17 protein-coding genes are annotated in these 19,598 nt (G+C 70.5%); 6 read left to right on the top strand and 11 right to left on the bottom strand.

All coding sequences use genetic code 11. The features are described from left to right. The first annotated feature begins 248 nt into the window (after nt 1-248). The 4 genes from eccE to rarD all read left to right on the top strand — a co-directional run bounded on the left by eccE (nt 249) and on the right by rarD (nt 4,175). Entirely contained in the window at nt 249-2,186 is a 1,938-nt protein-coding gene (gene eccE, locus C7C45_RS19165) for a type VII secretion protein EccE (RefSeq protein ID WP_425271148.1), read from the top strand. A 63-nt stretch (nt 2,187-2,249) separates the two neighbouring features. Further along, nucleotides 2,250-2,636, top strand: a complete 387-nt coding sequence (locus C7C45_RS19160; protein ID WP_110565056.1) for a phage holin family protein — start codon at nt 2,250-2,252, stop codon at nt 2,634-2,636. 127 nt (nt 2,637-2,763) lie between these two features. Further along, nucleotides 2,764-3,261, top strand: a complete 498-nt coding sequence (locus tag C7C45_RS19155; protein ID WP_110565055.1) for a GNAT family N-acetyltransferase — start codon at nt 2,764-2,766, stop codon at nt 3,259-3,261. Beyond that, a complete protein-coding gene (gene rarD, locus C7C45_RS19150; RefSeq protein ID WP_110565054.1) occupies nt 3,258-4,175 on the top strand; it encodes an EamA family transporter RarD in 918 nt (305 codons plus the stop codon). The genes C7C45_RS19155 and rarD overlap by 4 nt, the downstream gene beginning before the upstream one ends. A 183-nt stretch (nt 4,176-4,358) precedes the next feature. On the opposite strand, the gene C7C45_RS19145 is transcribed toward rarD, so the two are convergent. Together C7C45_RS19145 and C7C45_RS19140 are read right to left on the bottom strand one after the other, a co-directional pair. Then, nucleotides 4,359-5,078 carry an anti-sigma factor family protein gene (locus C7C45_RS19145; protein WP_110565053.1) on the bottom strand — a complete coding sequence of 240 codons (720 nt, stop codon included), beginning with the start codon at nt 5,076-5,078 and terminating at the stop codon, nt 4,359-4,361. After that, nucleotides 5,075-5,590 carry a sigma-70 family RNA polymerase sigma factor gene (locus tag C7C45_RS19140; protein ID WP_051708644.1) on the bottom strand — a complete coding sequence of 172 codons (516 nt, stop codon included), beginning with the start codon at nt 5,588-5,590 and terminating at the stop codon, nt 5,075-5,077. The genes C7C45_RS19145 and C7C45_RS19140 overlap by 4 nt, the downstream gene beginning before the upstream one ends. Before the next feature lie 227 nt (nt 5,591-5,817). On the opposite strand from C7C45_RS19140, the gene C7C45_RS19135 reads away from it, so the two are divergent. Continuing rightward, the gene (locus C7C45_RS19135; protein WP_110565052.1) at nt 5,818-7,944 is read left to right on the top strand and encodes a PhoX family protein; all 2,127 of its coding nucleotides are present in this window, start codon (nt 5,818-5,820) and stop codon (nt 7,942-7,944) included. A gap of 139 nt (nt 7,945-8,083) precedes the next feature. On the opposite strand, the gene C7C45_RS19130 is transcribed toward C7C45_RS19135, so the two are convergent. Next, nucleotides 8,084-8,866 carry an IclR family transcriptional regulator gene (locus tag C7C45_RS19130; RefSeq protein WP_110565101.1) on the bottom strand — a complete coding sequence of 261 codons (783 nt, stop codon included), beginning with the start codon at nt 8,864-8,866 and terminating at the stop codon, nt 8,084-8,086. A gap of 154 nt (nt 8,867-9,020) precedes the next feature. Between C7C45_RS19130 and C7C45_RS19125 the strand changes: the two genes are divergently transcribed. Next, a complete protein-coding gene (locus tag C7C45_RS19125; protein ID WP_110565051.1) occupies nt 9,021-10,250 on the top strand; it encodes an MFS transporter in 1,230 nt (409 codons plus the stop codon). On the opposite strand, the gene C7C45_RS19120 is transcribed toward C7C45_RS19125, so the two are convergent. The 8 genes from C7C45_RS19120 to nuoH form a co-directional block, all read right to left on the bottom strand. Beyond that, nucleotides 10,226-11,311, bottom strand: coding sequence for a polyprenyl synthetase family protein (locus C7C45_RS19120; protein ID WP_110565050.1), 1,086 nt, complete (start codon nt 11,309-11,311; stop codon nt 10,226-10,228). The two genes, C7C45_RS19125 and C7C45_RS19120, sit on opposite strands and share 25 nt — an antisense overlap. Before the next feature lie 90 nt (nt 11,312-11,401). Further along, nucleotides 11,402-12,955 carry an NADH-quinone oxidoreductase subunit NuoN gene (gene nuoN, locus C7C45_RS19115; RefSeq protein ID WP_110565049.1) on the bottom strand — a complete coding sequence of 518 codons (1,554 nt, stop codon included), beginning with the start codon at nt 12,953-12,955 and terminating at the stop codon, nt 11,402-11,404. After that, a complete protein-coding gene (locus C7C45_RS19110) occupies nt 12,952-14,487 on the bottom strand; it encodes an NADH-quinone oxidoreductase subunit M (protein ID WP_110565048.1) in 1,536 nt (511 codons plus the stop codon). Before C7C45_RS19110 ends, nuoN begins: the two co-directional genes overlap by 4 nt. Before the next feature lie 64 nt (nt 14,488-14,551). Then, nucleotides 14,552-16,480 carry an NADH-quinone oxidoreductase subunit L gene (gene nuoL, locus C7C45_RS19105; RefSeq protein ID WP_110565047.1) on the bottom strand — a complete coding sequence of 643 codons (1,929 nt, stop codon included), beginning with the start codon at nt 16,478-16,480 and terminating at the stop codon, nt 14,552-14,554. 11 nt (nt 16,481-16,491) lie between these two features. Beyond that, nucleotides 16,492-16,809: an NADH-quinone oxidoreductase subunit NuoK gene (nuoK, locus tag C7C45_RS19100; protein WP_110565046.1), complete on the bottom strand. Its 318-nt coding sequence runs from the start codon at nt 16,807-16,809 to the stop codon at nt 16,492-16,494. After that, on the bottom strand, nt 16,809-17,579 hold the full coding sequence (locus C7C45_RS19095) for an NADH-quinone oxidoreductase subunit J (RefSeq protein WP_110565045.1): 771 nt from the start codon (nt 17,577-17,579) through the stop codon (nt 16,809-16,811). The genes nuoK and C7C45_RS19095 overlap by 1 nt, the downstream gene beginning before the upstream one ends. After that, a complete protein-coding gene (gene nuoI, locus C7C45_RS19090) occupies nt 17,576-18,217 on the bottom strand; it encodes an NADH-quinone oxidoreductase subunit NuoI (RefSeq protein WP_110565044.1) in 642 nt (213 codons plus the stop codon). The genes C7C45_RS19095 and nuoI overlap by 4 nt, the downstream gene beginning before the upstream one ends. A gap of 1 nt (nt 18,218) precedes the next feature. Then, entirely contained in the window at nt 18,219-19,568 is a 1,350-nt protein-coding gene (nuoH, locus tag C7C45_RS19085; protein ID WP_110565043.1) for an NADH-quinone oxidoreductase subunit NuoH, read from the bottom strand. Between the last annotated feature and the right edge of the window lie 30 nt (nt 19,569-19,598).

Raw genomic sequence — 19,598 nt, 5'->3', positions numbered from 1 at the left:
ACGCGCCCGCCCTGGGGACGCGTCGTTCGCTTGGCCCGGTCGTGGAGCACTGGGAGACGCGGGTCAGCGATGAACTTCGTGGCTGACGGTAGCGACCTCGTAGCGGTTCTGCTACCCCCTGCGCCTCCCCTGTGGACAACCACGGCAGCCATCGGTCGCTTACGATGTGCGGCAAACACGTCGCGGCGTGTGACGGGCCGCCCGGGGCGGCCGGCCGCCGACACGGTCCCACTGGTCGAGGAGGCACGGTGCCGGCGATCACCACCGGAGGGCCGCATCCCTCGATCCCGGTCGGGTCCGGGCCGAGTGCCGCGCCGAGAGCAATCGGGGTGGGCGAGCCGGCCGGGCCGGGCCGATCCGCAGCGGGCAGCCGCGGCTCGGCCGGTCCACGCACACCCCGTCGCCGGTCGCCCGTCGCTCGCTGGGTCGCGCCCGGTCGGCGGGCGGGCTCGGGGCTGCGGGCCGGCCAACTGGTCACCGTGCAGGTCGCCGCGGCGCTGGTCCTCACCGCCCTCGGTCGGCCCGCACCCGTCATCGTCGCCACCGCATTCGTTGCCGCACTGCTGGTGGTGGTCGCCGGGGTCCGGCTGCGGGGCCGATGGCTCTTCGAGTGGCTGGGCATCGGCGTCGGGCATCTGACCCGACGTCGGGTGCTGACCGGGCCGACCGGAGCAACCGATCTGCTCGACCTGGTCGCCCCGGGCACCGTCGTCCGCTCGACGGAGCTGGCCGGCGGGCCGGCCGCTGTCCTGGAGGACACCGCGGGCATGGTGGCGCTGCTGGAGCTTGGCGACCCCAGCGACCTGCTCGGTGACGTGTCCCGGGCGATTCCCGCGCCGTCCGCGTTGCTGCCCCCGGCCGGGCCGGACGTGCCGCCGTTGCGGGTCCAACTGCTGCTCGCCGGGGCACCGGCGCCGGTGCCGGCCGCGGTCGGCACGGTCGGGACGTCGTACCGGCAGCTCACCGACGGCCGGCTCGCCGGGCGGGAGCGGGCGGTGGTGGCGGTCCGGGTGCTGCGGGTGGACGGGTGGTCTGAGGAGGATCTGCGCCGCGTACTCGCCGGCACGGTACGCCGCATCGTCCGCCGACTCGGCTCGCTGACCGCACGGCCGCTCGGCGTGCCCGCGGCGCTACGCGTCCTGGGCGAGTTGGCCCACCACGACGGCCATCCGGTGCGGGAGTCCTGGCCGGCGCTCCGGACCGGCACCCTGGTCCAGGCCACCTTCCGGCTGGTCCGGTGGCCGGACGCGGGCGGCGCGGGTGGACGACGGTTGGTATCCCGGCTGCTCGCGCTGCCGGCGACCGCGACGACGGTGTCGATCACGGCGGGGTCGTCACCGACCACCGGGCCCGGTCAAGCGCCGACCGAGCTGACCGTACGCCTCGCCGTCGGGACGGCGACCGAACTGGCCGCGGCCACGAAGGCGCTGAGTCGTCTGGTGACCGACCTGGGCGGGGAGCTGCGACGGCTCGACGGCACGCACCTGTTCGGGTTGGCCGCCACAATGCCGTTGGCGCTGGCCACACCCGGGGCACAGCCCCGTCCCGCAATCGAGGACTGGGAGTTGACCCTGGGCGAGGCGGGAATGATGGTCGGCACGAACCGGCACGGCAGAGCCATCACCGTGCGACTGTTCCGGCCGGAGAGCACTCGGGTGCTGCTGGTCGGCGGAGTACCCGCCGCCCAGTTGGTGGCCCTGCGCGCCCTGGCACTCGGTGCCCTGGTGGTGGTGCAGACCGCACGCCCGCGCGCCTGGGAGCCGTTCGTCCGAGGGGTGGGGATGGGTGCGCCGGGCGGGACGATCCCGCTGATCCCACCCGGTCGACCGGTCGCCGACGGGGTGGGCACCGCGCTGCGTCCGTTGCTGCTGGTCGTCGACACCGGGCCGGTGTCGGCCGAGGCGGAGCCGGGCCCGCCGTGGCGGGCCACCCTGGTGGTGCGGGACGAGCTGACCCCTGCGGACGTGGACGCGTTGAGCCGGGCCGACCTGGCGTTGCTGCAACCGCTGAACGCCGCCGAGGCGGCGCTGGCCGGCGCCGCGCTGGGGCTGGGCGGCTCAGCGGACTGGCTGACCCGGATCCGGGACGACATGGTCGCCGTGGTCAACCGGCGGGCACTGCGCTGGGCGCTGCTCTCTCCCACTCCGATCGAGTCGCAACTGATCGGGCGTCCGGCACGAGGGTGATCCCCCAGGGTCGCGTCATCTGCCGGGTTACGTCGGTGCCAGGTCCGTGGCACGATCCCCGCCATGGGTTTTCTGAAAGGTCTGCTGATTCGGCTGGCCAGCACGGCTCTGGCTTTCTGGCTGGCCACATTCCTCATTCCAGGCATCTCCCTGGAGTCCGACTCCGCCGGCGAGACGGTGACCACGCTGCTCCTGGTGGCGGTGATCTTCGGCGTGGTCAACGCGGTTCTCCAGCCGATCATCAAGACCGTCGGCTGTGGCTTCTACCTGCTGACCCTGGGTCTCATCGCGCTGGTGGTGAACGGGCTGCTGTTCCTGCTCACCAGCTGGATCGCCGATCAGGCCGGGCTGCCGTTCTCGGTGGACGGTTTCTGGCCGGCCGCGGTGCTCGGTGCCCTCTTCGTGAGCATCGTGACCTGGATCCTCGGCGCCGTCCTCGACCGGGACTGACCGTCCACCGGCCAGCACACACCGGCCCGCCCGGGGCTCCGACCAAGGCCGGGGCCCCGGCGGGCCAATGACCGGAGTTCGGGAATTGGCCGGCACGGGAGCCCACCCCGACGGTTAGCGTCGCGGGATGTTCTCGCTGACGCGCACTGACGGCCACCTGCTCAGCACCGATCCCGCCCGACTCGACCTGGACCTGGTGCACCTCTGGTTGTCCACCGACGCGTACTGGGCGCTCGGCCGGGACCGGGAGACCGTCGCGCGGGCGTTCGCCGGGTCGCTGCCGTTCGGCGTCTACCGGCCCGAGGACGGTCGCCAGGTGGCGGTGGCCCGGGTCGTCACCGACGGTGCCACCTTCGCGTGGCTCTGCGACGTGTACGTCGACCGCGCCTCCCGGGGTCGCGGGCTGGGCGGGTGGCTGGCCGGCGCGGCCCGCGACCACCTGGCCGAGCTGGGCGTACGCCGGATCCTGCTGTGCACCAACGACGCCCACCAGGTGTACGGGCGAGTGGGCTTCACGCCACTGGACGCGCCCGAGCGATGGATGCAGCTCGACCAGCGCCCACCGGTGACACCGATCACCGGAAAGGAGCAAGGCGACGGCATGCCCCTTACGGTTGAGACGTGACGTCACTCCGCCTGGGATATCTCTACGGCCTCGGCGCGTACCTGCTCTGGGGTTTCTTTCCGCTCTACCTCAAGCTGTTGCGACCGGCTGGCCCGCTGGAGATCCTGGCCCACCGCATCGTCTGGTCCGTCGTCTTCGTGGCCCTGCTGCTGGCCGCGCTGCGCAACGTCGGCTTCCTGCGGGCGCTGCTGCGACGCCCCTGGGCGGTGGCCGGGATCGTCGCCGCCGCCGCGCTGATCGCTGTCAACTGGGGCACCTACATCTACGGGGTCAACTCCGACCGCGTGGTGGAGACCGCGCTCGGTTACTTCATCAACCCGCTGGTCGTGGTGCTGCTCGGGGTGACGGTGCTGCGGGAGCGACTACGCGCGACACAGTGGGTAGCGCTGGGAATCGGCGCCTCGGCGGTTGTGGTGCTCACGGTGGACTACGGCCGGCTGCCGTGGTTGGCGTTGACCCTGGCGTTCAGCTTCGCCGGCTACGGCCTGGTCAAGAAGCGGCTCGGGCTGCCTGCGGCGGAAGGGCTCTTCGTCGAGTCGGCGGTGCTGGCGCTGCCGGCGCTGGGTTATCTGGCCTGGCTGACCAGTCGCGCCGAGTCCACCTTCGGGCACGTCTCGGCCGGGCACACCGCGCTGCTGGTGCTGGCCGGTGCGGCCACGGCGACTCCGCTGCTCCTGTTCGCCGGGGCGACCAACCGGTTGCCCCTGAGCAGCCTCGGCATGATCCAGTATCTGGCTCCGATCCTCCAGCTCGGCTGCGGCGTGCTGATCTTCCACGAGCCGATGCCTCCGGCCCGCCTCGCCGGCTTCGCGCTGGTCTGGCTCGCCCTCGTCGTCTTCACCGCCGATGCCGTCCGCAACGCCCGCCAATCCCGCCGCCCCCAAACCCCCAAACAACCAGCCCCAATCGCCTAACCCGCCACCCCACCCCACCCTCACCCCACCCCACCTCACCCCACCCCGCCCCACCCTCACCCCGCGCCGATCTTGCAGGAACTGTCGCCGATATCGGCTCTATGCCCCATATGCCGGGACAGAAAGTGCAAGATCGCGGGGGGAGACGGGGTGGGGACGGTGTGCGGGGCGCCGGGGTCGGGGTTAGGGGACCGCGTAGGTGAGGATTGGTGTGCCGTCGGCTCTTTGGAGTTCGACGCTGACCAGCTCCGCGTCGGTGAACCTCGTGGCAGCGGTGAACTGGAGGGCGTCGCCCGGCGCGGCCAGCCAGGAGCCGATCTGCTCGCTGGCGCCGTTCGGGCCGCGCGCCACCAGCCGAAACGGGTACGCCTTGCCGTAGCTCGCCCGCGCGTCGTACCCGCAGCGCATGGTCACCGCGGTGCCCCACTTGGTGCCGATGAGCCCGATGTCGGCGTGCACCGGCCCGGTGCTGGCCACCGGACGCATGGCGACCATCGACACCTGCGGTGCGGGCGTGCTGCTCTGCGCGACCGGAGGCCCGGACGGGTCGGCCGGCCCGGGCAGCACCACGGCGGTGCCCACGCCGACCAGCAGGGCCAGCCCGGCGGCAGCCAACGTGGTCAGGGCGTACCGGCGTCGGTCGGCGGCGCGTTCCCGACGTCGGCGACGCCGGGCCTCCTCGATCAGCGCGGGCACCCGGGGTGGGGCCGGCGGCGGCAGGATCTGCTCCAACCCCGCCGGGTCGAGGCGCCCGAGCAACCCGGGCAGGACGGCGATCTCCGCGACCGCCTCGCGGCAGGAGTCGCAGCCGCCCAGGTGCCGCTCGTAGGCCGCCCGCTCGGCGGGGGCCAGGGCACCCAGCACGTACGCGCCATCGTCGTGCGCGAACTCGCACCGGGTCATCCCGTCACTCCCATCTCAGCCAGGACCAACCGTAGAGACCGCAGCGCGTAGTGGGTACGGGACTTCACGGTCCCCGGTGGTACGCCCAGGCGGGACGCCGCCTCGGCCACCGACCGTCCCTGGTAGAAGCACTCGACGAGCACCTCCCGGTGGGTCGGGCTGAGCCGGTTCAGCGCCTCGGCGACGGTCCACGCCTCCACCGCCCGCTCGGCCTCGTCGATCACCTCCGGCGGTTCGGGCAGGTCGTCGGTGAACACCTCGCCGACCCGGGTGGACCGCCGCCGCCAGGCGTCGATGGCCAGGTTGCGGGCGGTGGTGAAGAGCCAGGACCGCACCGAGCCGCGTCGTGGGTCCAGTGATTCCGGATGCCGCCAGGCCCGCAGCAGCGTCTCCTGCACCAGGTCCTCGGCTCGCTGCCGGTCCCCGTTGACCAGCCGCAGGGCATGGGCGTACAGCGCCTCCGCGTGCTCGTCGTGCAGCGCGCGCAGCAGTTGGGCGTCGTGGTCGCTGATGGCGGTCTCCTCGCTTCCGGCGCGCGTCCGGCGGTGCGTTCGATGAGAAGTACGCGCAGTCACGCCGATCAGTTCAGCCCGAGGCCACACCGGTCACGTGGCGGTTGCCGCCCGTGAATGTGTTCATGCCCGGTTCAGCTCAAGGCCGACGAGCGCTCACCACGTCCTCCTAGCGTCCGCCTGGTACGCAGCCTGTCGTGCCACCGACATCTCTGGAGGCTTCTCCCATGAGCGACCGTCCCCGGCTGCTCCCTCTGTTGACCGGCGCCCGTCACGGCACCCGGGACGCCATGACCTGCCTGTACCGCTGCGGAAACGCCTGTGACCACCCGGTACCGAACACGTCCGACAACGCGTACTTCGGAGACGTGGTGAACGCGGAGGTCTCGCGACGCGGCGTGGTCCGGGCCGGCGCGGTCGGCGCGTTGGTCCTCGGTTTCGGCGGCGCGGCGGCCGGCGCGCTGGCCGGGGCGGCGCCAGCCATGGCGGCCCCCACCACCCCGGACGTGCCGGAGGCCTTCGGTTTCGGTCGCCCCAGCACCGGGGTTGGCAACGGCGCGCTGACCTTCAAGCCGATCCCACCGAACAAGCTGGACACCCTTGTCGTTCCGAACGGCTACGACCACGCCGTGGTGATCAAGTGGGGTGACCCGGTGCTGCCGGGGGCGCCGGAGTTCGACCTGCACCACCAGACCGCCGCGGCGCAGTCCAAGCAGTTCGGTTACAACAACGACTTCGTGGGCGTGCTGCCACTGGACAAGCAGGGCAAGCGGGCGCTGCTCGTGGTCAACCACGAGTACACCAACGAGGACCTGATGTTCCCGGGCTTCCCCGGCCTGGACGGGCTCTCCGTGGAGCAGCTACGCACCGCCATGGCCGCGCACGGCATGTCCGTGGTGGAGTTGGAGCGGGTCGCGGGCACCGGGCAGTGGAAGCCGGTCGACAACGGCCGCCGGCCGTACAACCGGCGGGTCACCGCGCTCGGCACCAAGTTCGACCTGACCGGCCCGGCCGCCGGCTCGGCCTGGCTGAAGACCGCCGCCGACCCGAAGGGTCGTACGGTCGTCGGCACGCTGAACAACTGCGCGGGCGGCGTGACCCCGTGGGGCACCGTGCTCTCCGGTGAGGAGAACTTCAACCAGTACTTCGTCGGCGCGGACGCCGCCCCGGCCGAGCTGAAGCCGAAGCTGGACCGCTACGGCATCAGCACCGCCAGCCGCTACCCCAGCGGCAGCCGCAAGTGGGAGCGCGCCGACGAGCGCTTCGATCTGGCCAAGCATCCCAACGAGGCGCACCGGTTCGGGTGGATCGTCGAGATCGACCCGTTCGACCCGGAGAGCCGCCCGCGTAAGCACACCGCGATGGGCCGGTTCAAGCACGAGGGCGCGAACGTGATCGTCGCAAAGGACGGTCACGTGGTCGCGTACATGGGCGACGACGAGCGGTTCGACTACCTCTACAAGTTCGTCTCCGACAAGAAGTTCATGAAGGGCAACTCCTGGGCTGCCCGCAAGCACAACCTGACCCTGCTGGAGTCCGGCACGCTCTACGTGGCGAAGCTCGACCAGACCAGCGCCGCCGAGATCGACGGCTCGGGCAAGCTCCCCACCGACGGCGCGTTCAACGGCCGTGGTCGCTGGATCAAGCTGGTCAGCGGCAACCGGTCGTTCGTCGACGGGATGACCGCCGCGGACGTGCTCACCTTCACCCGGCTCGCCGGTGACAAGGTCGGTGCGACCAAGATGGACCGCCCCGAGGACGTGGAGCCGAGCCTGCTCACCGGCAAGGTGTACGTGGCGCTGACCAACAACACCGACCGGGGCAAGGCCGACAAGGCGGCCGCGGACGAGGCCAACCCGCGCAACGCCAACAAGCACGGGCAGATCCTGGAGCTGGTCGAGGACCGCAACGACAACGCGGCCGAGACCTTCGCCTGGTCACTGCCGATCGTCTGCGGTGACCCGACCGACCCGTCGACGTTCTTCGCCGGGTACGACAAGACCAGGGTCTCCCCGATCTCCTGCCCGGACAACGTCGCCTTCGACGCCACCGGCAACCTGTGGATCTCCACCGACGGCAACGCACTGGGCAGCAACGACGGCCTGTTCGCCACCGCTCTGGAGGGTCCCGAACGGGGTCACCTCAAGCAGTTCCTGACCGTGCCGCTCGGCGCGGAGACCTGCGGGCCGTTCATCACCGGCGACAACCGCTCGGTCTTCGTCGCGGTGCAGCACCCGGGTGAGATCACCGGCGCCTCGGTGGAGAACCCGGCCTCGAACTGGCCCGACGGCGACTACGCCAAGCCGGGCGTGGTGGTCACCTGGCGCCTCGACGGCGGCCCGGTGGGCAGCTGACGTTGCCCCCGCGGCCGGTAGGCCGCTGACGTTGCCCCCACGGCCGGTAGGCCGCTGACGTTGCTCAGGCGGTCCGGCGCTGGACCGCCACGAGAGGCCCTCTCCCAGCCCGGGAGAGGGCCTCTCGGCGTTGCTGCGGTCAGGTGTCGGCGGCGATGCCGTCGGCGACGGTACGGGCCACGGTGAGCAGCTTGGCTCGCACCACCCGGGCGGAGGTCATCATCTCGCTGGCCGGCAACGCGCAGGCCAGCACGACCCGGCGTTCCATGTCCTTGTCCGGCGAGACGAGCACCGCCGCGCAGGCCACCCCCTGGCGGAACTGCCCCATCTCCAACTGCATGCCGCGCCGGTCGCCGGCGGCCAGGTCGGCCTCGAACGTCTCGGTGGTCGTCAGCGTGGCGGTGGTGAACGGGCGCATGCCGTACTCCCGCAGATAGCGGTGGCGCTGGTCCGCGGTGAGGGTGGCGAGCAGTGACTTGCCGAGGGCGGTCGCGTGCGCCCCCTCGTCGAAGCCGGGGACCAGGTCCTCCAGGTAGGGCGAGCGGTGCCCTTCGGCGACCGCCGTGAGGGCCACCTGACCGCCGACGAAGCGACCAAGGTAGTGGCTGTAGCCGGTGTCCAGGGCGGCCCGCCGCAGCGTCTCACCGACCGCTGGCGGGCCCCGGAACGCGGTCACCAGCTCCCGGTAGCGGTCGGCCACCTCCAACCCCACGATGTACGTGCCGTCCTCGCGACGGATCACGTAGCCCTCGTAGGCGAGGGTGCGGACCAGGTGGTAGGTGGTGGCCACGGTCAGCTCGCACCGCCGGGCGATCTGCTTGACGGTCAGGCCCTTCGGGGCGCGACCGACCGACTCCAGCACCCGCAGCGCTCGGGACACGCTGCGGATCAGGTCCGAAGGTTCTGCCAAGGGGTCGCGCACAACCACCTCCGCCGCCGGGGACTTACACCATATGAAAAACAGGCCCGCTGCGAAATGCCTGTTCGGGTGGAGGATGCCAGATCACCATCCACAGATGGTGCCCCGTCGGTCACGATGCGTGCCCTGAGCAGGGTTCGCGTAAATTTGCCGGACGATGACCAACACCGTTTCCACTCCCGAGCCGACCATCGCCCGGCGCCAGCCGATCAAGGCGAGCGCCGGCGCAGTCGTCACCACCGTGGCCTGCGTACTGCCCGTCTTCCTGCTCGGTGGTCTCGCCGTGCAGATGGGCACGGACCTGGGCTTCTCCCCGGCCGGCCTGGGCCTGGCCGTGGCCGTCTACTTCGGGGTCAGCGCGCTGGCCTCGGTGCCCTCCGGCCGCCTGGTCGAGCGGTACGGTCCGGCCCTGGTGGCCCGCTGCGGCATCGTGCTGGCCGCCGGGTCGATGCTGGCCGTCGCCGCCCTCGCCCGGTCGTACCCGGTGCTGGTCGGGTTGCTGGCGGTCAGCGCAGCGGCGAACGCGCTCGGCCAGTTGGCCAGCAACACCGCGCTGGCCCAGCACGTGCCGGCCCGCCGGCAGGGGCTCTCGTTCGGCATCAAGCAGGCGGCCATTCCGGTCTCCACCCTGCTGGCCGGGGTCGCGGTGCCCACCATCGCGCTCACCGTCGGCTGGCGCTGGGCGTTCGTGGCCGCCGCTGTCGCCGCGTTGACGACGCTGCCCGCCGTACCCCGGCAGTTGCCCGGTCTGGCTCGGCGGGCGGGCGCCACGCGCGCCGGCCGGGCGACGGCGGCGCTGGTGGTGATCGGCGCGGCGGCGACACTGGCCTCGGCCGCCGCCAACGCGCTGGGCACCTTCCTGGTGGACTCCGCCGCGGCCCGGGGGCTGTCGCCGGGCCTCGCCGGCCTCACCCTGACCCTGGGCAGCGCGGTCTGCGTGGCGGCCCGGGTGGGTGCCGGCTGGTTGGCCGATCGCCGCGACAGCGGTCACGTCGCCCTCATCGCCGCGATGCTGGTCGTCGGCGCGGCCGGCCTGGGCCTGCTCGCGTTGACCGGCTCGGTGCCGCTGATGGTCGGCGTGGTGCTCGGCTTCGGCCTGGGCTGGGCCTGGCCCGGCCTGATGAACTTCGCCGTGGTCCGGCTCCATCCACAGTCACCGGCCGCCGCCACCTCGATCACCCAGACCGGGGTGTACGCGGGCGGCTGCCTCGGCCCGCTGAGCCTCGGCCCACTCGCCGCCCACCTCGGCTACCCCGCCATGTGGACCACTGCGGCGGTGGCGATGCTGCTCGCCGCCGCCCTCATGCTCGTCGGCAGCCGCCTGTTGAGCCGCGTGCCCGCCGCCGCGAGCCGGGGCGTGGATCAGCTGGTGCGGTCGGCGATGTAGTCGCAGAGCGATTCGAGGGCCTGGCGGGACGGGCCCTGCGGCAGCGGGGCCAGGCGCGCGCGGGCGTCCTCGGCGTAACTGCGAACGGTTTCCCGGGCCCGCTTGAGCGCCGGGCTCTCCCGGAGCAGCCCCAACGCCTCCGCGTGCAGCGCGTCGTCGGTCAACGGGCCGGTCGCCAGGATCTCCCGCAGACGCGTCGAGGACGCGTCGGAGTCGTCCGCCGCGCGGGCGTAGAGCACCGGCAGCGTCGGGACACCCTCGCGCAGGTCCGTGCCGGGCGTCTTGCCCGACTCCACCGACTCGGAGGCGATGTCCAGCAGGTCGTCGGAGAGTTGGAAGGCGACGCCGATCGTCTCGCCGTACCCGGCGAGGGCCTCGACGTGCTCCGCGGGGGCGCCACCGAACATGCCACCGAAGCGGGCCGACGTGGCGATCAGCGAGCCGGTCTTCTCCGCGATCACGTTCAGGTAGTGGGTCACCGGGTCGTCGCCGGCGCGCGGACCCACGGTCTCGGCGATCTGGCCGTGCACCAGCCGGGCGAAGGTGCGCGCCTGCAGCCGGACCGCTTCGGGGCCCAGATCGGCGGCGATGTCCGCCGCCCGGGCGAAGAGGTAGTCGCCGACCAGGATGGCGACCGAGTTGGTCCACCGGGAGTTCGCGCTCGGAGCGCCCCGGCGGACGGCAGCCTCGTCCATCACGTCGTCGTGGTAGAGGGTGGCGAGGTGCGTGAGCTCCATCACCACGGCGGCCGGCACCACCTGCGGGCCGCTGGGATCACCGAACTGGGCACCGAGTGCCACCAGCAGCGGCCGGAAGCGTTTCCCGCCGGCCTCGACAAGGTGCCGGGCAGCCTCGGTGACGAACGGGTCGGCGCTGGCCACACTCGCCCGCAACTCGACCTCGACCGTGTCCAGCACATCCAGCACGGACGCCTCGACGCGAGGATCGACGAGATTGAGACCGACCGCGCCAAACTGACTCGTGCTCGCCCGACCCCGCCGACCGCCGGAGCCGGAGGCACCTGAACGCTCGCCCGCCGGATTCACCACGCTATCAACCATGCCACATGCGTTCGACCTGCTCCGGGCCGGGGATACGCACCGGGGGCCGGCACGTGAACACGTGCCGACCCCCAGTGATCGATCCCTCGGTCAACGCACGAATTCGGCAGCCCCGGTAGCCAGATCGAGCAGCGGCGCCGGGGCGACGCCCAGCACCAGAGTGGCCAGCACACCGATCATCAGCGCGGCGGCGGTGAGCCCACCGGGCACCGTGACGGTCGGGGTGGACTCGCCCGGCTCGGAGAGCCACATCATCACCACGACCCGCAGGTACGGGAACGCCAGCACCATGCTGGTCAGCACACCGGCGATCACCAGCCAGGCCTGACCACCGTCCAGCGCCGGCCCGAAGATGGCGAACTTGCTGGTGAAGCCGCTGGTCAGCGGAATACCGGCGAAGGCGAGCAGGATGAAGGTGAACAGCCCGGCGAAGAACGGCGACCGCCGGCCCAGCCCCGCCCAGCGGGACAGGTGGGTGGCCTCGCCGTCGGCGTCGCGCACCAGGGTCACCACGGCGAACGCGGCCAGCACCGAGAAGCCGTACGCGACCAGGTAGAACATCGTGCCGGAGAGCCCGTCGCGGCTCGGCGCCAGCACACCGACCAGCAGGTAACCGGCGTTGGCGATCGAGGAGTACGCGAGCAGCCGCTTGATGTCGGTCTGGGTGACCGCGAGCACCGCACCGACCAGCATGGTCAGCACCGCCACCGCGCCGAGCACCGGCGTGAAGTCCCAGGCGGCGTCGGCGAACGCGACGTGGAAGACGCGCAGCAGCGCACCGAACGCGGCGACCTTGGTGCAGGCCGCCATGAAGCCGGTGACCGGGGTCGGCGCACCCTGGTAGACGTCCGGGGTCCAGACGTGGAACGGTGCCGCCGCGGCCTTGAAGAGCAGGCCGATGGCGAGCAGCGCCATGCCGGCGAAGAGCAGCACCTGGCTGGCCGGGGACTCGCTCACCGCCGCGTTGATGGTGGCGAAGTCGACGCCGGCCGTGCGGCCCGGAATGCCGGAGGTGAAGCCGTAGATCAGGGCCACGCCGAACAGGAAGAACGCGGAGGAGTACGCGCCGAGCAGGAAGTACTTCATCGCCGCCTCCTGGCTCAGCAGACGCCGGCGGCGGGCCAGCGCGCAGAGCAGGTAGAGCGGCAGGGAGAAGACCTCCAGCGCGATGAACATGGTCAGCAGGTCGTTCGCCGCCACGAAGATCAGCATGCCGCCGATCGCGAACGTGGTGAGCGGGTAGACCTCGGTGAGGCCGTTGCGCCCCTCGGCCTGCCGCCGGTCGTCGGCCGACTCGGCGGTCACCGCGGCCTGGGCGACGAACGCCCCGCCCCGCTCGACCGAACGGTCACCGATCAGCAACAGCGCCATCGCGGCCAGCACCAGGATCGCGCCCTGGAGGAACAGCGTCGGCCCGTCCACCGCGAGGGCCTGGCCGGCGGTGATCATCCGCTCGTCGGCGTTGAGGACCACCATGGTCAGCGCCGCGAGCACCGCCAGCAGAGCCAGCGTCAGCTGCACCACGTGCCGCCAGCGCCGAGGCACGAGGGCCTCGACCAGCACGCCGAGCAGGGCGGTGCCCAGCATGATCAGGATCGGAGAGAGCGCCGAATAGTCGATCGACGGCAGTTTCAGCTCGGTCACTTTGCCGCCTCCTGGACGGTGCCGCCCACGGACGGGGCCGGGTCGGTTCTGCCGATGTCGTCCATGGTCGCCTGGACGGCCGGGTTGATCACGTCAGTGACCGGCTTGGGGAAGAAGCCGAGCAGCACGATCAGTGCGATCAACGGAGCGACCACGACCTTCTCGCGCAGGTTGAGGTCCCGGCGCATGCCGTCGACCTCGGTCAGCGCCGGGTTGAGCGTGCCCTGCGTGGTGCGCTGCACCATCCACAGCACGTACGCGGCGGCCAGGATGATGCCGAGCGTGGCGATGACGGCCACCGGCTTGTTCACCGTGAAGGTGCCGATCAGGACCAGGAACTCGGAGATGAACGGCGCGGTCCCCGGCAACGCGAGCGAGGCGAGACCGGCGAAGAAGAGCACCCCGGCGAGCAGCGGAACCAACTTGCCGGCGCCACCGAAGTCGCTGATCAGCGACGAGCCGCGCCGGGAGATCAGCATGCCGACCACCAGGAACAGCAGACCGGTCGCCAGACCGTGGTTGAGCATGTAGAGCACCGCGCCGGTGCCGGCCTGCGTGGTGAACGCGAAGATACCCACCCCGATGAAGCCGAAGTGCGCGATCGAGGTGTACGACACCAGCCGCTTGAGGTCGTTCTGACCGACCGCCAGCAGCGCGGCGTAGACGATGCCGATCACGCCCAGCGCCAGCGCCCACGGTGCGAACCACTTCGACGCCTCGGGGAACAACGGCAGGCAGTAGCGCAGGATCCCGAACGTGCCGACCTTGTCCAGCACACCGACGAGCAGTGCCGCCGCGCCCGCCGGGGCCGCGCCACCGGCGTCGGGCAGCCAGGTGTGGAACGGGAAGAACGGTGCCTTGATGGCGAACGCGAGGAAGAAGCCGAGGAACAGCCACCGCTCGGTGCCGGTGCTGATGTCGACCTGCGACAGCGCCTGCCAGTCGAAGGTCTTTCCACCGACCACCCACAGCCCGATCACCGCGGCCAGCATGAACAGGCCGCCGACGAGCGAGTAGAGGAAGAACTTCACTGCCGCGTACTGCCGCTGGTGGCCGCCGTAGCTGCCGATGAGGAAGTACATCGGGACCAGCATGACCTCGAAGAACACGTAGAACAGGAAGACGTCGGCGGCGGCGAAGACGCCGATCATCGTGCACTCGAGGACCAGCAGCAGCGCGAAGTAGACGGGCACCGACCGCTTCGACGACTCCGCGTCGTGCCAGGACGCCAGGATCACCAACGGCACCAGCACCGCGATCAGCATCAGCATCACCAGCGCGATGCCGTCGGCGGCGAAGGTGAAGCTGACGCCCCAGTTCGGGATCCACGAGTACGACTCACGGAACTGGAACCGGTCACCGCCGGCGTTGAAGCTGACCCACATCACCACCGAGAGCACCAGCACCAGCAGCGACCAGGCGAACGCCACCTGCTTGGCCAGATCCGGCCGGCTGCGCGGCAGGAAGGCCACCACCAGGGCGCCCACCAGTGGCGCCACGGTGAGCACCGAGAGGAACGGGAAGTTGGACATTATGCGGCCTTACCTCCGTCGTGGATGCGTGGTCCGCCGGCGGGGGCGGGCGTATTGAGGTCGATCACGCCAACCACCCCGCCTGCACCGCCAGGAACGCCGCCATCACCAGCAGCGCACCGGCCAAAATCGAGGTGGCGTACGAGCGGACGAAGCCGGTCTGCATCCGCCGGAGCCGACCCGAGCCACCGCCGACCGCGGCGGCGAGCCCGTTGACGAGCCCGTCGATGCCCCGGTTGTCGAGGTAGACCAGCGCCCGGGTGAGGAAGATGCCCGGCTTCTCGAAGACCGCCTCGTTGACCGCGTCGGCGTAGAGGTTGCGCCGGGCGGCGGTGACCAGCACCCCGGCCGGCTGCTGCGCGGTGGCCGTACCGGCCCGGAACAGGAACCAGGCGAGCCCCGCGCCGAGCACCGTGACCAGCAGCGACAGGATCGTGATCACCTCGTGGGAGAGCACCCCGTGCGCCTCGCCGGTGGCCTCCTCGCCGAGCACCGGAGCCAACCAGGAGGCGACACCGCCGTTGAGGACCATCAGTCCACCGGCCGCCACCGACCCGGCGGCCAGGAGGATCAGCGGGATGGTCATCAGCATCGGCGACTCGTGCGGGTGCTCGATGTCCTCGGTCCACCGCTTCGGACCGTGGAACGTGAGCACGAACAGCCGGGTCATGTAGAACGCGGTCAGCCCGGCGCCGAGCAGCGCCGCCCCGCCGTAGAGCCAGGCGGTCCAGTCCTCCCGCTCGAAGGCGCTCGCGATGATCGGCTCCTTCGAGAAGTAGCCGGAGAGGGGCGGAAGACCGATGATGGCCAGCCAGCCCATCATGAAGGTCAGCCAGGTGATCTTCATGTGCTTCCGGAGACCACCGAACCGCCGGATGTCCACCTGGTCGTTCATGCCGTGCATGACCGAGCCGGCGCCCAGGAACATGTTGGCCTTGAAGAACCCGTGGGCCAGCAGGTGGATGATCGCCAGCGCGTACGCGCCGCCGCCCAGACCGACGCCGAGGAACATGTAGCCGATCTGGCTCACCGTCGACCAGGCGAGCACCCGCTTGATGTCGTCCTTGGCCGCGCCGATGATGCAGCCCATCAGCAGGGTGAGCGCACCGACGCTGAGCACCACGAGCTGGAGCGTCGAGTTGGCGGAGAAGATCGGGTTGGACCGGGCGATCAGGTACACGCCCGCGGTGACCATGGTGGCCGCGTGGATGAGCGCGGACACCGGGGTCGGACCCTCCATCGCGTCCGGCAACCACGCCTGCAGCGGGAACTGACCGGACTTTCCGGCGGCGCCGAGCAGCAGCAACAGGCCGAGCACCAGCACGGTGGTGCTCGTCAGCGCGCCAACGCCGTTGAACACCTCGTCGTACTGGGTGGTGCCCAGGGTGGCGAACATGATGAAGATGCCGATGGCCAGGCCGGTGTCACCGACCCGGTTCATCAGGAACGCCTTCTTGCCGGCCGTGGCCGCGCTCGGCCGCCCGTACCAGAAGGAGATCAGCAGGTACGACGCCAGACCGACGCCCTCCCAGCCGAAGTAGAGCATCACGTAGTTGTTGCCGAGCACCAGCAGCAGCATCGCCGCGACGAACAGGTTGAAGTACGCGAAGAACCGGCGGCGGCCCGCGTCGTGCGCCATGTACTCCACCGCGTACAGGTGGATCAGGAAGCCCACCCCGGTGATCAGCAGCACGAAGACCGCGGCCAGCGGGTCGAACAGCAGGCCGAAGTCGACGCGCAGGTCACCGACCGCGATGAAGTCCCAGAGGCTCAGCTCGACCGACTTGTTCTCCAGGCCACGCAGCTGGAAGAAGAACGAGAGGCCGAGCACGAACGCGGCACCGATGGCGGCGACGCCCAACCAGTGCCCCCAGCGGTCGGCGCGCCGGCCGAGCAGCAGCAGGACGGCCGCGCTGACCAGCGGGATCGCCACCAGCAGCCAGACGCTCCCGAGCAGCCCCGTGGCCTGGGCGTATTCCACAGTCTCTTCCACCGGTGGGCCCCTTAGTACTTGAGCAGGTTGGCGTCGTCGACACTCGCCGAGCGTCGCGTCCGGAAGATGGACATGATGATCGCGAGCCCGACCACGACCTCGGCCGCCGCCACCACCATCACGAAGAACGCCATGATCTGACCGTTGAGGTCACCGTTGATCCGGCTGAAGGTGACCAGCGTCAGGTTGGCCGCGTTGAGCATCAGCTCCACGCACATGAACAGCACGATCGCGTTGCGCCGGATCAGCACGCCGGCCGCGCCGATGGTGAACAGCACCGCGGCGAGGACCAGGTAGTAGTTCGGCTCGACCGAGAAGAACGCATCCATCAGTTGTTCGTCCCCTTCAGCGAGGTCTCTTCGGCGGTCAGCTCGCGCTGCGGAAGGATCGCCGGGGTGCTGCGGTCGGTCAGGCGACCGTCGGGCAACCGGGCCGGGGTGGCCACCGAGGACGAGGTCGCGAAGACGCCCGGGCCCGGCTTCGGGCCGGGGTAGTTGCCCGGGGCGAAGCGAGCCCGCATGGTCGACGGCTGGTCGATCTTGTCCTGCTTGCGCCGCTCGATGTGCGCCAGCACCATCGCACCGACCGCCGCGGTGATCAGCAGCGCCGAGGTCAGCTCGAACGCGAAGACGTACTTGGTGAACAGCAGCCGGGCGATGCCCTGCACGTTCCCCTCCGCGTTGACCTGCTCCAGGCCGACCGCGGTGGTCTTCTCCAGCGCCTGGAAGACGCCAGTGCCGACGAGGCCGGCGAAGCCCACGCCGAGCACGAGGGCGGCGACCCGCTGGCCGCGCAGCGTCTCGATCAGCGAGTCCGTGGAGTCCCGACCGACAAGCATCAGCACGAAGAGGAACAGCATCATGATCGCGCCGGTGTAGACGATGATCTGCACCATGCCGATGAACGGACCAGCCTGGAGCACGTAGAACACGCCCAGGCAGAGCATGGTCAGCACCAACCAGAGCGCCGAGTGCACGGCGTTGCGCGCGGCGACCATCCCGATCCCGCCGAGCAGCGCGAGCGGGGCCAGGATCCAGAAGGTGACCGCCTCGCCGCCGGACACCGAACCCGCCGCGGCGAGGACCGTAGACGTGGTCATGCTCCCTCTCCCTTGCCGGCCGCCACGCGCTGGGCGGCCTGCTCGGCGCCCGGGAACGTCACCCCGGGGTGCTCCTCGACCTGGTAGCCGCCGGGGCTCATCGGGGACTTCTCCGCACCGGCGGAGGTGCCCGGGTTGTCCAGCGCGCCGACGTAGTAGTCCTTCTCGCTGTCACCGAGGCGCATCGGGTGCGGCGGCTGCTCCATGCCCTCGAGCAGCGGCGCGAGCAACTGCTCCTTGGTGAAGATCAGGTCCTGCCGGTTGTCCCGGGCCAACTCGTACTCGTTGCTCATGGTGAGCGACCGGGTCGGGCAGGCCTCGATGCACAGCCCGCAGAAGATGCACCGGGCGTAGTTGATCTGGTAGATGCTGGCGTACCGCTCACCCGGCGAGAAGCGCTGCTCGTCGGTGTTGTCGCCACCCTCGACGTAGATCGCGTCCGCCGGGCAGGCCCACGCGCACAGCTCACAGCCGATGCACTTCTCCAGGCCGTCCGGGTGCCGGTTGAGGATGTGCCGCCCGTGGTAGCGCGGCGCCGACACCGGCGGCTTGAACGGGTAGTCGGTCGTGACGACCTTCCTGAACATGTGCGAGAAGGTGACACCGAATCCCTTGAACGTTCCGGTGATCGCGCCCACGTCACACCTCCCTGGAGTCCGAGCCGGCAACGATGTTGGCCGGCTCCCGCTCGGCGACCACGCGCGTGATGCGCGGGCTCGGTGGTACCTGAAGATCCATCGGTGGCAGCGGGAAGCTCCCGTACGGTCGGTTGTCGACCTGCTCCTGCGTCGTCGGCTTCGTCTTCGGCCGCCGGCTGGGCCAGAGGATCGTGGCGATCAGCAGGATGCCGGCCGGAATGCCGACGGCGATCAGCTTGCCGCGCGAGTCCCAGTCCTCGATGGACCGCAGGCCCGACAGGACCAGGATCCAGACCAGGTTGATCGGCAGCAGCACCTTCCAACCGAGGCGCATGAACTGGTCGTAGCGCAGCCGGGGCAGCGTGCCGCGCAGCCACACGAAGACGAAGACCAGCGCGATCACCTTGCCGAAGAACCAGAGCATCGGCCACCAACCGGAGTTGGCGCCCTCCCACAGGGTGATCGGCCAGGGCGCACGCCAGCCGCCGAGGAACAGCGTGGTGGTGACCGCGGACATGGTCACCATCGCGACGTACTCGCTGAGCATGAAGAGCGCGAACTTCAGCGAGCTGTATTCCGTCATGAAGCCCGCGACCAGCTCGGACTCGGCCTCGGGCAGGTCGAACGGCGCCCGGTTGGTCTCACCCACGGTGGCGATGAAGAAGATGACGAAGCTGGGCAGCAGCAGGATCGCGTACCAGCCCGGTGCCGGGATCGTCTGGCCGAAGATGCTCAGCTCGGTGCCGTGCGCCTGCTTCGCGACGATCCCGCTGGTGCTCATGGTGCCGGCGGTCATGAAGACCGCCACGATGCTCAGCCCCATGGCGACCTCGTAGGAGATCATCTGAGCGCTCGACCGCAGACCGCCGAGGAGCGGGTACGTCGAGCCGGAGGCCCAGCCGCCCAGCACGATGCCGTAGACGCCCATCGAGGAGCAGGCCAGCAGCAGCAGCACCGCCACCGGCACGTCGGTGACCTGCAACGGCGTGTGGTGGCCGAAGATGCTCACCATCGGGCCGAACGGCACCACCGACAGGGCGGTGACCGCGCAGATCACCGAGATGGTCGGCGCGAAGAAGTAGACGACCTTGTCGGCCGCCTTCGGCAGGATGTCCTCCTTGAAGGCCATCTTCAGGCCGTCGGCGAGGGTCTGCAGCAGGCCGAAGGGACCGACCTGGTTGGGGCCGGGCCGCACCTGCATGTAACCGACCACGCGCCGCTCGAACCAGACACCGAGCAGGGTGGCCAGCAGACCGAAGGCGAACGCGAAGACGATCTTGCCGAGAACCAGCCACCACGGATCCTGGCCGAAGTCGGCCAGCGTCGGATCCTGAGCGAGGAGGAGACTCACAGTGCCCACCTTTCGTTCGCGACTGCGGGG

Source organism: Micromonospora arborensis (assembly GCF_003205615.1).
GTDB classification, from domain to species: Bacteria; Actinomycetota; Actinomycetes; order Mycobacteriales; family Micromonosporaceae; genus Micromonospora; species Micromonospora arborensis.
Note: the sequence above shows the minus strand (reverse complement) of the source record. Positions and strands in the feature narration are given on the sequence as shown.

Excerpts from the sequence above, each read along its gene's own strand:
- C7C45_RS19160 (WP_110565056.1), top strand. The coding sequence starts at position 2,250 with ATGGGTTTTCTGAAAGGTCTGCTGATTCGGCTGGCCAGCACGGCTCTG.
- C7C45_RS19155 (WP_110565055.1), top strand. The coding sequence starts at position 2,764 with ATGTTCTCGCTGACGCGCACTGACGGCCACCTGCTCAGCACCGATCCC.
- C7C45_RS19145 (WP_110565053.1), bottom strand. The coding sequence starts at position 5,078 with ATGACCCGGTGCGAGTTCGCGCACGACGATGGCGCGTACGTGCTGGGT.
- C7C45_RS19135 (WP_110565052.1), top strand. The coding sequence starts at position 5,818 with ATGAGCGACCGTCCCCGGCTGCTCCCTCTGTTGACCGGCGCCCGTCAC.
- C7C45_RS19125 (WP_110565051.1), top strand. The coding sequence starts at position 9,021 with ATGACCAACACCGTTTCCACTCCCGAGCCGACCATCGCCCGGCGCCAG.
- C7C45_RS19120 (WP_110565050.1), bottom strand. The coding sequence starts at position 11,311 with ATGGTTGATAGCGTGGTGAATCCGGCGGGCGAGCGTTCAGGTGCCTCC.
- C7C45_RS19110 (WP_110565048.1), bottom strand. The coding sequence starts at position 14,487 with ATGTCCAACTTCCCGTTCCTCTCGGTGCTCACCGTGGCGCCACTGGTG.
- nuoK (WP_110565046.1), bottom strand. The coding sequence starts at position 16,809 with ATGGATGCGTTCTTCTCGGTCGAGCCGAACTACTACCTGGTCCTCGCC.
- C7C45_RS19095 (WP_110565045.1), bottom strand. The coding sequence starts at position 17,579 with ATGACCACGTCTACGGTCCTCGCCGCGGCGGGTTCGGTGTCCGGCGGC.